Annotated in this window: 10 protein-coding genes; 4 read left to right on the forward strand and 6 right to left on the reverse strand. The window is 72.5% G+C overall.

Features of this window, described 5'->3' with window-relative positions:
• Positions 1-51: 51 nt before the first annotated feature.
• Positions 52-1,077 (reverse strand): ATP-dependent 6-phosphofructokinase, encoded by a 1,026-nt coding sequence (locus CUT44_RS19580; protein ID WP_100203195.1) that lies wholly within the window; start codon positions 1,075-1,077, stop codon positions 52-54.
• A 299-nt stretch (positions 1,078-1,376) separates the two neighbouring features.
• On the opposite strand from CUT44_RS19580, the gene pta reads away from it, so the two are divergent.
• Genes pta through pyk form a run of 3 tightly spaced genes read left to right on the forward strand, consistent with a single transcriptional unit; the run spans position 1,377 to position 6,331 of the window.
• Complete coding sequence (pta, locus tag CUT44_RS19585) at positions 1,377-3,599, forward strand: phosphate acetyltransferase (RefSeq protein WP_100203196.1); 2,223 nt, start codon at positions 1,377-1,379, stop codon at positions 3,597-3,599.
• Entirely contained in the window at positions 3,596-4,849 is a 1,254-nt protein-coding gene (locus tag CUT44_RS19590; protein WP_100203197.1) for an acetate kinase, read from the forward strand. Before pta ends, CUT44_RS19590 begins: the two co-directional genes overlap by 4 nt.
• A gap of 54 nt (positions 4,850-4,903) precedes the next feature.
• Positions 4,904-6,331 (forward strand): pyruvate kinase, encoded by a 1,428-nt coding sequence (pyk, locus tag CUT44_RS19595; protein WP_100203198.1) that lies wholly within the window; start codon positions 4,904-4,906, stop codon positions 6,329-6,331.
• 99 nt (positions 6,332-6,430) lie between these two features.
• Here pyk and CUT44_RS19600 read toward each other — a convergent pair whose 3' ends face one another.
• The 4 genes from CUT44_RS19600 to CUT44_RS19620 form a co-directional block, all read right to left on the reverse strand.
• Positions 6,431-7,816, reverse strand: a complete 1,386-nt coding sequence (locus CUT44_RS19600) for a hydrogenase expression protein HypF (protein WP_233221505.1) — start codon at positions 7,814-7,816, stop codon at positions 6,431-6,433.
• Positions 7,806-8,309: a DUF6114 domain-containing protein gene (locus CUT44_RS19605; RefSeq protein WP_100203199.1), complete on the reverse strand. Its 504-nt coding sequence runs from the start codon at positions 8,307-8,309 to the stop codon at positions 7,806-7,808. The genes CUT44_RS19600 and CUT44_RS19605 overlap by 11 nt, the downstream gene beginning before the upstream one ends.
• Positions 8,310-8,413: 104 nt before the next feature.
• Positions 8,414-9,034 carry a DUF6230 family protein gene (locus tag CUT44_RS19610; protein ID WP_100203200.1) on the reverse strand — a complete coding sequence of 207 codons (621 nt, stop codon included), beginning with the start codon at positions 9,032-9,034 and terminating at the stop codon, positions 8,414-8,416.
• 590 nt (positions 9,035-9,624) lie between these two features.
• The gene (locus CUT44_RS19620) at positions 9,625-10,602 is read right to left on the reverse strand and encodes a tetratricopeptide repeat protein (RefSeq protein ID WP_100203201.1); all 978 of its coding nucleotides are present in this window, start codon (positions 10,600-10,602) and stop codon (positions 9,625-9,627) included.
• A 163-nt stretch (positions 10,603-10,765) separates the two neighbouring features.
• Here CUT44_RS19620 and CUT44_RS19625 point away from each other — a divergent pair, with 163 nt between their 5' ends.
• The gene (locus CUT44_RS19625) at positions 10,766-11,476 is read left to right on the forward strand and encodes a TetR/AcrR family transcriptional regulator (protein WP_100203202.1); all 711 of its coding nucleotides are present in this window, start codon (positions 10,766-10,768) and stop codon (positions 11,474-11,476) included.
• Here the strand turns inward: CUT44_RS19625 and CUT44_RS19630 are convergent.
• Positions 11,452-13,152 carry an acyl-CoA mutase large subunit family protein gene (locus CUT44_RS19630; protein WP_100203203.1) on the reverse strand — a complete coding sequence of 567 codons (1,701 nt, stop codon included), beginning with the start codon at positions 13,150-13,152 and terminating at the stop codon, positions 11,452-11,454. The genes CUT44_RS19625 and CUT44_RS19630 overlap by 25 nt on opposite strands.
• Positions 13,153-13,232 lie beyond the last annotated feature (80 nt).

Genomic DNA, 13,232 nt, shown 5'->3' on the forward strand with positions numbered 1-13,232 from the left:
CGGCGGGGCCGCCCGGGCCGCGGGCGGGGCGGGCACGGCGGACGGGACGGCTCAGAAGACCGCCTCGGTCTCGTCCATCCGCTCCTGCGGCACCGTCTTCAGCTCGGCCACCGCGTCCGCCAGCGGCACCATCGTGATCTCGTTGCCGCGCAGGGCCGTCATCCTGCCGAAGTCGCCGCGGTGGGCGGCCTCCACCGCGTGCCAGCCGAAGCGGGTGGCCAGCACCCGGTCGTACGCGGTGGGGGTGCCGCCGCGCTGGACGTGGCCGAGGATGACCGGGCGGGCCTCCTTGCCCAGCCGGTGCTCCAGCTCGATGGCCAGCCGGTTGCCGATGCCCGCGAAGCGCTCGTGGCCGTACTGGTCGATCTGCCCCTTCTCGTACGGCATCGAGCCCTCGGCCGGGCGCGCGCCCTCCGCCACGCAGATCACCGCGAACTTCTTGCCGCGCGCGAACCGCTCCTGGACCATCTTGCACAGGTCGTCGATCTGGAAGGGCCGCTCGGGCACGCAGATGCCGTGCGCGCCGCTGGCCATCCCGGCCTCCAGCGCGATCCAGCCCGCGTGCCGCCCCATGACCTCCACCACCATCACGCGCTGGTGGGACTCGGCGGTGGTCTTCAGCCGGTCGATGGCCTCGGTGGCCACGGTGACGGCGGTGTCGAAGCCGAAGGTGCGGTCGGTGGCGGAGATGTCGTTGTCGATCGTCTTGGGCACGCCGACCACCGGCAGCCCGGCGTCGGCCAGCATCCGGGCGGCGGTCAGGGTGCCCTCGCCGCCGATCGGGATGAGCGCGTCGAGCCCGAGGCGCTCCAGCAGCTCCTCGGAGTTGCGGCAGGCCTCCTGCAGTCGGCCGCGCTCCAGCCGGGCCGAGCCCAGGATGGTGCCGCCGCGGGCCAGGATGCCGGAGACGGAGTTGATGTCGAGTGGCCGGTGGCGGCCGTCGAGGAGGCCCTTGAAGCCGTCCTCGAAGCCGATGACTTCGTCGTTCCGGTCGACCACGGCGCGGTGCACGACCGAACGGATCACGGCGTTCAGACCGGGGCAGTCGCCGCCTGCGGTGAGGACTCCGATGCGCATGGGGATCGTTTCTCCTGCTCGCTGCTGGTTCGGGTGCGCCACGGCGATTGTTTCACGCCCTGAACACATCCCGGCCGCCCGTCTCACATCTCGTTCGGTGCGCGACGTCACCGGGCCCGGCGGTAAGGTCGACGGTGGACCGGCGCCGGGCCGGAGGGCGACCGGCGCAGGACGGCCGGCTCGCCTGGTGAGGACGCGTTCCGGGCCCTTCTCCGCGGCGGTTCCGGCGCGGCGGACACGGGTACGCGACCGGGGACGGCCCCCGGGCCCGGTGAACGCGAGACGTAGGGAGAACGCACGTGGCGCGCGGCGTGTACGTGACCGGTATCGGCCGCGGTGACGGCCGGCAGGTCGTGGAGCTGGGGGTCATGGAACTCCTGTCCCGCCGGATCGGCCGGGTCGGTGTCTTCCGCCCGCTCGCCCACGACGGCCCCGACCCCATCTACGACCTGCTGCGCAGCCGCTACCGGCTGTCCCAGCCGCCGGGCACGGTGATGGGCCTGGGCTACGACGAGGCCGCCGCCGTCCTGGCCGACAAGGGCACCGACGAGCTGGTCTCCCTGCTGGTGGACCGCTTCCACACCGTCGCCCGCGGCTACGAGGCCGTCCTGGTGCTGGGCACCGACTTCGCCGACACCGGCCTGCCCGCCGAGCTGGCCCTCAACGCCCGGCTGGCCAACGAGTTCGGCACCCCGGTGCTGCCCGTGGTGGCCGGGGCGGGGCAGGACGAGGACTCGCTGACCGCCGAGGTCCGCAACGCCCACCACGCGTACGCCTCGCTGGGCTGCGAGGTGATCGCGATGATCGCCAACCGGGTGCCCGACGCGTTCGCCCACCGGGCCGCCCGCACCCTGGGCGGTCAGCTCCCGGTGCCGGTGTACGCCCTGCCGGAGGAGCCCGCGCTGGCCGCGCCGACCGTCTCCCAGGTCGCCGAGGCCCTCGGCGCGGAGGTCCTCCAGTCGGATCCGGACGGGCTGGCCCGCGATGTGCGCGGCTTCGTCTTCGGCGGCGCCACGCTGCCGACCTTCCTGCCCGCCCTCACCGAGGGCTGTCTGGTCCTCACCCCCGGGGACCGCGCCGACCTCGTCGTCGGCGCGCTCGCCGCGCACTCCGCGGGCTCCCCGGCCATCGCCGCGGTGCTGCTCACCACCGACCGGCGGCCCGGCGAGGAGACGATGGCGCTGGCCGCCCGGCTCTCCCCGGGCACCCCGGTGCTGGCGGTGTCCGAGGGCTCGTTCCCGACCGCGGCCCGGCTGACCACCCTGGAGGGCAGGCTCACCACGGCCACCCCGCGCAAGGCCGAGATCGCGCTGGGCCTGTTCGAGAACGAGGTGGACACCGCCCGGCTCAGCGAACGGCTCTCGGTGGCCCGCGGCGACCGGGTCACCCCGATGATGTTCGAGCACGAGCTGATCGAGCGCGCCCGTTCCGACCGCCGCCACATCGTCCTGCCGGAGGGAGCCGAGGAGCGGGTACTGCGGGCGGCGGAGGTGCTGCTGCGGCGGGGCGTGTGCGATCTGACCCTGCTGGGCCGGGAGGGCGAGGTCCGCCGCCGCACCGCCGACCTGGGCATCGACCTGGGGCTGCTGGGCCACGACGAGCTCCCGGAGGGACCGGGCGCCTGGGCCCGGGTGGTGGACCCGGAGACCTCGCCGCTGCGCGAGCGCTTCGCCGAGCTGTACGCCAAGCTCCGCGCCCACAAGGGCGTCACCTACGAGCTGGCCTGGGACCTGGTGTCCGACGTGACGTACTTCGGCACCCTGATGGTGCAGGAGGGACTGGCCGACGGCATGGTCTCGGGCGCGGCGCACTCCACGGCGGCGACCCTGCGGCCCGCCTTCGAGATCATCCGCACCCGGCCGGACGCCGCGATCGTCTCCTCGGTGTTCTTCATGTGCCTGGCCGAGAAGGTGCTGGTCTACGGCGACTGCGCGGTCAACCCCGACCCGGACGCCGAGCAGCTCGCCGACATCGCCGTCCAGTCGGCCACCACCGCCGCCCAGTTCGGGGTGGAGCCGAGGATCGCGCTGCTGTCGTACTCCACCGGCACCTCCGGCTCCGGGGCGGACGTGGACAAGGTGCGGCGGGCCACCGAGCTGGTGCGGGAGCACCGCCCGGACCTGCTGGCGGAGGGGCCGATCCAGTACGACGCCGCGGTGGAGCCGTCGGTCGCGGCGACCAAGCTGCCGGACTCCAGCGTCGCCGGACGGGCCACCGTGCTGGTCTTCCCCGACCTCAACACCGGCAACAACACCTACAAGGCCGTCCAGCGCTCGGCCGGCGCCGTGGCGGTCGGACCGGTCCTGCAGGGGCTGCGCAAGCCGGTCAACGACCTCTCGCGCGGCGCCCTGGTGCCCGACATCGTCACCACCGTGGCGATCACCGCCGTCCAGGCGCAGCAGAGCCGGCGGGAACCGGGCGCACCGCCGTCGCCGCCGCCCGGTGGTCCGGAGGAGCGGCCGGGCGGAACGAGCGGGGCGGACGGAACGAGCGGGACGAGCGGGACGGCGGTGCGCCGGTGAGAGGCACCCGGGTCCTCGTCCTGAACTCCGGCTCCTCGTCGGTGAAGTACCAGCTCCTCGACATGGCCGACCACTCCCGGCCCGCCGCCGGCATCGTCGAGCGGATCGGCGAGCGCACCTCGTACCTGCGGCACACCCCGGCCGGCGGTACGCCCCGGGAGCGCGAGGAGGCCGTCGACGGCCACGGCGCGGCGCTGGAGGCCGTCGCCGCGGAACTGGCCCGCGACGGCCTCGGCCTGGACTCCCCCGAACTGGCCGCGATCGGCCACCGCGTGGTGCACGGCGGCCGGCGGTTCACCGCGCCGACCCTGGTCGACGACGAGGTGCTGGCCGAGATCGAGCGGCTGGTGCCCGTCGCGCCGCTGCACAACCCGGCCAACCTCGCCGGTATCCGCACCGCCCTGGGACTGGCCCCGGGGCTGCCGCAGGTGGCGGTCTTCGACACCGCCTTCCACACCACGATGCCGGAGTACGCCGCCCGGTACGCCATCGACCCCGCCGTCGCCGACGCGCACCGGGTGCGCCGCTACGGCTTCCACGGCACCTCGCACGCGTACGTCTCGCGCCGCACCGCCGAGCTGCTGGGCCGCGAGCCGTCCGAGGTGAACGTCATCGTGCTGCACCTGGGCAACGGCGCCTCGGCCTCGGCGGTGGCGGGCGGGCGGTGCGTGGACACCTCCATGGGGCTCACGCCGCTGGAGGGCCTGGTGATGGGCACCCGGTCCGGCGACATCGACCCGGCGGTGGTCTTCCACCTGGCGCGGGTCGCCGGGATGTCGGTCGACGAGATCGACACCCTGCTGAACAAGCGCAGCGGCCTGCTGGGACTGTGCGGGGACAACGACATGCGGGAGGTCCTGCGCCGGATGGACTCCGGCGCCGGAGACGCAGGGGGCGCCGGGGACGCCGAAAGCGCCGCCTCCGCGAAGCTGGCCTTCGACGTCTACGTCCACCGACTGCGCAAGTACATCGGCGCCTACTTCGCCGTGCTCGGCCGGGTGGACGCGGTCGCCTTCACCGCCGGGGTCGGGGAGAACGCCGCCCCGGTGCGCCGGGCCGCCGTCGCCGGGCTGGAGGGGCTGGGCCCGGTGGTGGACCCGGAGCTGAACGAGGCGCGCGGCGGCGGACCGCGGCTGATCTCCCCGGCGTCCGCGCGGGTCGCGGTGGCCGTGGTCCCGACGGACGAGGAGCTGGAGATCGCCACCCAGACGTATGCGCTGGTCACCGGCGCCACAGCAAGACCGGGGTGATCCGGCTCACCCCCTGGAACGTTCCGCCACTGAACAAAAGATAGGATCGCCCTCATGCGCCGTTCCAAAATCGTCTGCACCCTGGGTCCCGCCGTGGACTCCTACGAGCAGCTCAAAACGCTGATCGAAGCCGGCATGAACGTGGCCCGCTTCAACATGAGCCACGGAAGCCACCCGGAGCACGAGGAGCGGTACCACCGACTCCGCAAGGCCGCCCAGGAGACCGGACGGGCGATCGGCGTCCTCGCCGACCTCCAGGGCCCCAAGATCCGCCTGGAGACCTTCGCCGACGGGCCGGTGGAGCTGGTCCGCGGGGACGAGTTCACCATCACCACCGAGGACGTCCCCGGCGACCGGACCATCTGCGGCACCACCTACAAGGGGCTGCCCGCCGACGTCTCCAAGGGCGAGGCGATCCTGATCAACGACGGCAACGTCGCCCTCCAGGTCATCGACGTGGAGGGGCCGCGGGTGCGCTGCATCGTCATCGAGGGCGGGGTGATCTCCGACCACAAGGGCATCAACCTGCCCGGTGTGGCGGTCAACGTCCCGGCCCTGTCGGAGAAGGACGTCGAGGACCTGAAGTTCGCGCTGGAGCTGGGCTGCGACATGGTGGCGCTGTCCTTCGTCCGGGACGCCGCCGACGTCCGCGACGTGCACCGGGTGATGGACGAGGTCGGCCGCCGGGTGCCGGTGATCGCCAAGGTGGAGAAGCCGCAGGCCGTCGAGAACATGGAGGCCGTCGTCCTCGCGTTCGACGGTGTGATGGTCGCCCGCGGCGACCTGGCGGTGGAGTACCCGCTGGAGAAGGTCCCGATGGTGCAGAAGCGGCTCATCGAGATGTGCCGCCGCAACGCCAAGCCGGTGATCGTGGCGACCCAGATGATGGAGTCGATGATCACCAACTCCCGGCCCACCCGCGCGGAGGCCTCCGACGTGGCCAACGCGATCCTGGACGGCGCGGACGCGGTGATGCTCTCGGCGGAGTCCTCGGTCGGCCAGTACCCGATCGAGACCGTCAAGACGATGTCGAAGATCGTCCAGGCCGCCGAGGAGGAGCTGCTCTCCCGCGGTCTCCAGCCGCTGGTGCACGGCAAGAAGCCGCGCACCCAGGGCGGTTCGGTGGCCCGCGCGGCGTGCGAGATGGCGGACTTCCTCAACGGCAAGGCGCTGATCGCCTTCACCAAGTCCGGCGACACCGCCCGGCGGCTGTCCCGCTACCGGGCCGCCCAGCCGATCCTGGCCTTCACCACCGAGCCCTCCATCGCCTGCCAGCTCGCGCTCAGCTGGGGCGTGGAGACCTTCGTGGTGCCGCACGTCAACCACACCGACGAGATGGTGGACCTGGTCGACGCCGAGCTGCTCAAGCTCCAGCGGTACAACCCCGGTGACACCATGATCGTGACGGCCGGCTCGCCGCCCGGTGTCCCCGGCACCACCAACATGGTGCTGGTGCACCATCTGGGCAACGAGGAGCGCTGACGGCGGTCCCGTGCGGGCACGGGAACGGCGGCGGCCCGCGTACCACCTTCCCCGGTACGCGGGCCGCCGCCGTCGTTCCGCCGGTCCGCCGGCGCCCGGTCAGCCCTCGTTGTACAGGTGCATGCCCGGGATGTGCAGGGTGCCGCCGAACTGGCCGGCCTGTGTCACCGACACCTCGGTGAAGAACACCTCGGGGACGTTCAGCGGCGGCGGGGACTCGGGGCTGAAGGTGATCGGGATCAGGCCGAACAGCTTGCCCTTCAGCTCCTCGGTGTACATGGTCACCGTGCCGTCGCGGATGGTGGACGTGCTCCCCCTGGCCGCCTGGACGTGTCCGGCGGTGCCGCCGGGGCCCTCGACGATCTGGTGCAGGTCCCGGATGTCGACCGCGGAGGCGGTGAACTTCAGGACGTTCTTGATCTTGCCGCCGTAGGTGCGGACCTTGACGATGCCGTGGTAGTCGAGTCCGTGCAGCGTCAGGAGACTGGTCTCCAGCCGCCACGGCGCGTCGGGCAGCAGGGCCTCGGTCGGCTCCTCCTCGGCGTCCGCCAGTGCCCGGGCGTCGTAGGTGGGGCAGGGGAAGGGCTCCTTGCCGGAGGCGTCCTCGCCGGTCTCCCCGGCGTCCTCGGCCTTCTCGGCGTCCCCTGCGGCCTTCTCGCCCGCCTCCGCGTCTCCGGCCTTCCCGACGGCGTCCTCCGCGGTCTCCTTGGCGGTCCCCTTGTCGTCTCCGGCCGCCTTCCGCGTCTTCTCGGCGGCCTCCTCCAGTTCCTCACCGGCCTTCTCGGCGGCCTCCTTCACCGGGGTGTCGGAGGTACCGGTGGACGGCTCCGGCGAGCCGGACGAGGCGGTCCCGGTCTCCGGGGTCTCCTGCCGCTCGCTCCGGTCGTCCGGAGTGAGCAGGTCCTCGAGGGCGTCACCCAGCCCCAGGGGGTCCAGCGGGTTCCGCTCCTGTTCCTCCTCGGCCGCCTCCGCGGCCCCGGACGGTTCCGTGGCGGGCTCCGGCGCGGTGGTGCCGGTCTCCGGTGCGCGCCTGCGCGCGTCCCCGTCCCCGTCCCCGGAGCCGTCCTCGCCGGTTCCGGCGGCCGGGGACTCCTGCGGCGCGGGGATCTTCCCGGGCTCCGGCTCCGCGGCCTGTTCGGTCCGCTCCGCCTTCTCCCGGTCCTTCTCCCGCTTCTTGTCCTTCTCCTGCTCCGCCTCCTTGTCGGGCGCGGACACGCACGGCCCGTCCTGGAAGGGGTTCTTCGGCAGCGGCTTGGCACCGGCGAGCTGCGGGGTGAGGCCCATGCCCATGAGCACGGCGGTGGGCATGGCCGCCAGGGCCACCGCCTTGCCCGCGGGGACGTGCAGCCGGGTCAGCAGCGGCTTCCTCGGCGCGGCGTGCCGCGGTCCGGTCCTCGTGCGCCGGGGGGCCCCGGCGTCGGCGGCGCCTTCCCCGTCTCCCCGGTCTCCCCGGCGGCCGTCCCGGCGCGCCTCGTCAGGTGTCACGGTGCCCCCCGTTCTGTCCGTTCTCGGCTCCGGCCGGGGCCGGGTCCGGGCCGGGGTAGGTGTCCGGGCCGGCCGTCCCGCCGGCCGGGGACCGCCCCTCCTTGACGGGCACCCAGGAGAGGCCCATGGCCCCGCCGACCAGGGTCAGCAGGAAACCGACGAAGAAACCCCCGAGATTGGAGACCACCAGGGAGACCAGACCCAGCAGGATGGCGGCGACCCCGGCGAAGACCCGGGAGTGCGGCTGGAACCACATGGTCAGGCCCAGCACGATCAGCAGCACTCCGATGATCAGCGATCCGGAGCCCGTGGTGGTGGCCAGCCGGAAGGACAGCTGGTCCAGGCTGGGGTCGGCGTACGGGATGTAGATGATGGGTATGCCACCCAGCAGCGTCAGCAGTCCCGCCCAGAAGGGGCGCTGCCAGCGCCACATGCGGAACGACTGCCGCCAGCGGCTGATGCGTTCACGCGCTCCCGGCGACTCGGCACTCATCGAAAACAGCTCCCTCGGGCTGAACTGTCACAAAGATCAATGGCACTGCGGGGAGCCGGGGGACCGAGCGGTGCGCGATCCCCCGCCTCCCGGCGTTCAACGCGTCAGAAGCACTCGGCGCTCTTGCCCGGGGAGACCTTCATCGAAAGGCCGGAGAGCTTGAAGGTGCCGGCGCTGGTGGCCCAGGACGTCTGCTCGACATCGGTGAGCAGAGCCGACCTGGCCTCCTGGGCGAAGGAGCCCGGATGCGCGTTGTCACCGGCCTTGATGCCGGGACCCTGCTTCGAGTCGCCCGCCGCGATACCGATGTTGATGTCCTCGAACGTGGCATCGGCATCGAGCTGCTCAAGGTCGATGTAGAGGTTCTCCGCCAGGACGGTCTTGTCGCCGTTGCCCGCGTCCAGCCTCAGCGTGACATCACCGATGCCGGGCACGGCCATGGTGACGGACTGGCACAGCCCCTTGAGCTCGGCGGTGTTGAACGCGGACACGGCGACGGGGATCTTCTTGCCGCCGTGCTGGACGTCGAACGCGCCGTACTGAATGAATCCCTTGCCGTCCAGCTTCTTGACCGAGACCTTCGCCTGCTGGCCGGAGATGCTGAACGACGCGGCGAGCACACCCTGTGCGAGGGCGACCCCGACCGCTGCCGTGGCGGCAACGCTCGGGACCATGACAACGGCGAACCGCTTCCATCTGGTCCCGCCACGAGCCACAGACTCCATGACTTTCCTCCTTCTCGGACGTACATCTCCGGCCCGGGCGTGGCCCGGACGGGATGGGAGAAGTGCTACGCCCTCGGGAGGGGAAGCGCCGTTCCGCGGACGGGTGGGTCTCCCCAAGCCTCCGAAGCACCGGCGATCACCCCCGAGCGACAACCACGTGACCGCGCTCTCGCGCGGTCTGCCGGACAGGCTCCGCCTCGCGGCGGAGACCCCCCTGTCCACGGCCAGCGCCGAGGCGCCGGCCCACCCGGTGGGGACCCGTCGCCCGCCGGTGCCCGGGCGTGTTGCGCCGGGGCTGCGGGAGACGGACCGAGCGTGGCCGATCGTGCTCCATGAGACGCCTTGACACAAGGGGTGTCGTTACTTGCGAGTAACGAGAGGACGACGGGAGTGCTGCCCGGGGCGGCGAAACGGACACGGAGGGTCGCGGGGCGACCCGCCCGGAATACGGACACAGCCGGAGCAAAGCGGAGAGAAGCACAGGGTGGGCTTACTGCAAGTAACAGCGGCCGCGATTGCCAAGTTTCGGCAAAGTCGCGGCCGCTGTTTGTCTTCATGTCAACAAGTGGCGACCGTGCGGAAGGAGCAGGTCAGAACAGCACCCGGGCAAGGGCACCGCGTGCCGCGACCACCCTCGGGTCGTCGGAGCCCACCACCTCGAAGAGCTCCAGGAGGTGCACGCGCGCGGCGTCCCGGTCCTCCCCCGCGGTCCGCCTGACCGCCTCCACCAGACGGCCGAAGGCGTCCTCCACATGTCCGCCCACCAGGTCCAGGTCGGCCGCCCGGATCTGGGCCCGCACGTCGGCCGGAGCGTCCGCGGCCTCCTTGCGCACCCGCGCCGCGTCCAGCCCCTGCACGCGCTGCAGCAGCTCCGCCTGGGCCAGTCCCAGCTTGGCCTCCATGTTGCCCGGGTCGCCGGCCAGTACGTTCCGGTACGCCTGCACGGCACCGCCCAGGTCGCCCGCGTCCAGCGCCGAGTGGGCGGCGGCCAGCGCCGGGTCCTCCGGCACTTCGGGTACGGCGGGCTGCTCGCCCTCACCGCCCCCGACGGACACCCCGGTCAGGCCGAAGCGCTGCTCGGCGACCTGGACCAGCTGGTCCAGCACCTCGCGGACCTGCTGCTCGGGCGCGGCGCCCTGGAACAGCGGCAGCGCCTGACCCGCCACCACCGCGAAGACCGCGGGGATGCCCTGCACCCCGAACTGCTGGAAGAGCATCTGGTTGCGGTCCACGTCGATCTTCGCCAGCACGAGCCGCCCGGCGTACTCCCGCACCAGCCGCTCCAGCAGCGGGCCGAGCTGTTTGCACGGCTCGCACCACTCGGCCCAGAAGTCGATGACGACCGGGACCTCGGTGGAGCGCTGGAGCACCTCCCTCTCGAAGTCCGCCTCGTCTACCTCGGTCACCAGGGAGGACACCGAGGCGTCCGGGGCGGCGCCGGCGCCGCCCTGCTCCCCGGCGGTCCGGGCCCTGGCCCGGGCCTCCTCCGCTTTCTGCTTGGCCTCTCCGGCCGCCTTCACCGCGGCGAGGTCGACCACTCCGCTCATGGACATGTTGCGTGGCTGCATGAGACCAGTTTCCCCCGTCCGCGGGCCGTTCCGTACAGCGTGGCGCGAGTCGGCACCGGGTCCCCACCCGGCGCCCGTGGCTGTCGCCCGGTGACCGGCGTCTCCGGGCTTTTTACGATACGGGCCGTAGCGTATCTCACGGGCACCGCTAGAGTCTGCGGTCATGGCCGGTTCTCCACGCCGTACGGGCAGGCCGCGCAGCGCCGCGGCCGACCGCGCGATCCTCGACGCCACCCGCTCGGCGCTGGTGGAACTGGGGTGGGGCAGGCTGACGATGGGGGACGTGGCCGTCCGCGCGAAGGTGGCCAAAACGACGCTCTACCGCCGCTGGGCGAACAAGAACGATCTGGTCGTGGACGCGGTGGCCGTCCTCTTCGACAATCTGCGGCTGCCCGACCGCGGCAGTCTGCGGGCCGACGTGGAGGGTGTCGTCCTGTCCTTCGCCGAGCTGCTGGAGCGCCCGGAGACGAAGGCCTCGCTGATGGCGGTGGTCGCCGAGGCCACCCGCGACGAGGCGCTGCGCGGCCGGATCCGCACCGCGATCGTGGACCGCCAGAAGCACCTGGTCGTCGAGGGCCGCCGCCGCGCCCAGGCCCGCGGCGAGCTGCCCGCCGACCCGCCGGGCCCGGCGGGCGCCGCCGAGGCGGCCCGGACGGTGGACCTGGTCTTCGACGTGATCGCGGGCGCGGTCGTCCACCGCTGCCTGGTCAGCGCGGAGCGGGTCACCCCCGGCTGGGCCCGCGCCCTGACCACCCTGCTGCTCCAGGGTCTGGCGGCCCCTCCGGCGCCCGCCGGGGACCGGACGGCGGACCCGGCGGACCCGGCGGACCCGGCGGACGGGGAGCGGGATCAGAAGCCGGCGGGTTCGGTGTAGACGCCCCACTCCTCGCGGAGCACCCCGCAGATCTCGCCCAGCGTGGCCTCGGCGCGCACCGCCTGAAGCATCGGCCCGATCATGTTCCCCCCGTCCCGGGCGGCGGCCAGCATCCCGTCCAGGGCGGTACGCACGCGCGCGTCGTCGCGCCCGGTCTTCCGTTCGGCCAGCGCCCGCACCTGCTCGCGCTCGACCTCGTGGCTGACCCGCAGGATCTCCAGATCGCCGGTGACCGAACCGGTGTGGCAGTTGACTCCGACGATCCGCTTCTCGCCCTTCTCCAGCGACTGCTGGTACCGGAAGGCTGCCTCGGCGATCTCGCCGGTGAACCAGCCGTCCTCGATGCCCCGCAGGATGCCCGAGGTCATCGGACCGACGGGGTGGTTACCGTCCGGCACGGCACGGCGGCCGCGCTCCCGGATCTCCTCGAAGATCTCCTCCGCGGCGGCCTCGATCCGGTCGGTCAGCGCCTCGACGTACCAGGAGCCGCCCAGCGGGTCGGCGACGTTGGCGACGCCCGTCTCCTCCATCAGCACCTGCTGGGTGCGGAGCGCGATCTCGGCGGCCCGCTCGCTGGGCAGCGCGAGGGTCTCGTCCAGGGCGTTGGTGTGCAGCGAGTTGGTGCCGCCCAGCACCGCGGCCAGCGCCTCCACGGCGGTACGCACCACGTTGTTGTACGGCTGCTGGGCGGTGAGCGAGACACCCGCGGTCTGGGTGTGGAAGCGCAGCCACTGCGCCTTCTCGCTCCGCGCGCCGTACACGTCCCGCATCCAGCGCGCCCAGATGCGCCGGGCGGCGCGGAACTTGGCGATCTCCTCGAAGAAGTCGACGTGCGCGTCGAAGAAGAACGACAGGCCCGGCGCGAAGACGTCCACGTCCAGGCCCCGGGAGAGGCCCAGCTCCACGTAGCCGAAACCGTCGGCGAGGGTGTAGGCCAGCTCCTGGGCGGCCGTGGAGCCCGCCTCGCGGATGTGGTAGCCGGAGACCGACAGCGGCTTGTACGCCGGGATGTCGCGCGCGCAGTACTCCATCAGGTCGCCGATCAGCCGCAGGTGCGGCTCGGGCGGGAACAGCCACTCCTTCTGCGCGATGTACTCCTTGAAGATGTCCGTCTGGAGCGTGCCGTTGAGGACGGCCGGGTCGACGCCCTGGCGCTCGGCGGCCACCAGGTACATGCAGAACACCGGCACCGCCGGGCCGCTGATCGTCATGGAGGTGGTGACCTCGCCCAGCGGGATGCCCCGGAAGAGGACCTCCATGTCGGCGGCCGAGTCGATCGCCACGCCGCAGTGGCCGACCTCGCCCAGCGAGCGCGGGTCGTCGGAGTCGCGGCCCATCAGGGTCGGCATGTCGAAGGCGACCGACAGCCCGCCGCCGCCCGCCTGGAGGATCATCTTGTAGCGCTCGTTGGTCTGCTCGGCGTTGCCGAAGCCGGCGAACTGGCGGATGGTCCACGCCCGGCCGCGGTAGCCGGTGGGGTGCAGGCCGCGGGTGAAGGGATACTCCCCCGGCCAGCCGATCCGTTCGAACCCCTCGACGGTGTCACCGGGGGCGGGACCGTACACGGGCTCCACGGGGTCCCCGGAGAGCGTGGTGAAGTCGGCCTCCCGCTTGTGTGCGGCGTCGTACCGGGCCTGCCAGCGTCGGCGGCCCTCTGCGATGGCGTCAGCGTCCATGCCCACAAATTTACTAGGACGTCCAAGTAACTGTCGACGGAAAGCCGCCCGGCGCGGTGACGCGTCCGGGCGGCGGCCGT

The organism is Streptomyces carminius (assembly GCF_002794255.1).
GTDB classification, from domain to species: domain Bacteria; phylum Actinomycetota; class Actinomycetes; order Streptomycetales; family Streptomycetaceae; genus Streptomyces; species Streptomyces carminius.

Excerpts from the sequence above, each read along its gene's own strand:
- CUT44_RS19580 (WP_100203195.1), bottom strand. The coding sequence starts at position 1,077 with ATGCGCATCGGAGTCCTCACCGCAGGCGGCGACTGCCCCGGTCTGAAC.
- pyk (WP_100203198.1), top strand. The coding sequence starts at position 4,904 with ATGCGCCGTTCCAAAATCGTCTGCACCCTGGGTCCCGCCGTGGACTCC.
- CUT44_RS19605 (WP_100203199.1), bottom strand. The coding sequence starts at position 8,309 with ATGAGTGCCGAGTCGCCGGGAGCGCGTGAACGCATCAGCCGCTGGCGG.
- CUT44_RS19610 (WP_100203200.1), bottom strand. The coding sequence starts at position 9,034 with ATGGAGTCTGTGGCTCGTGGCGGGACCAGATGGAAGCGGTTCGCCGTT.
- CUT44_RS19620 (WP_100203201.1), bottom strand. The coding sequence starts at position 10,602 with ATGCAGCCACGCAACATGTCCATGAGCGGAGTGGTCGACCTCGCCGCG.
- CUT44_RS19625 (WP_100203202.1), top strand. The coding sequence starts at position 10,766 with ATGGCCGGTTCTCCACGCCGTACGGGCAGGCCGCGCAGCGCCGCGGCC.
- CUT44_RS19630 (WP_100203203.1), bottom strand. The coding sequence starts at position 13,152 with ATGGACGCTGACGCCATCGCAGAGGGCCGCCGACGCTGGCAGGCCCGG.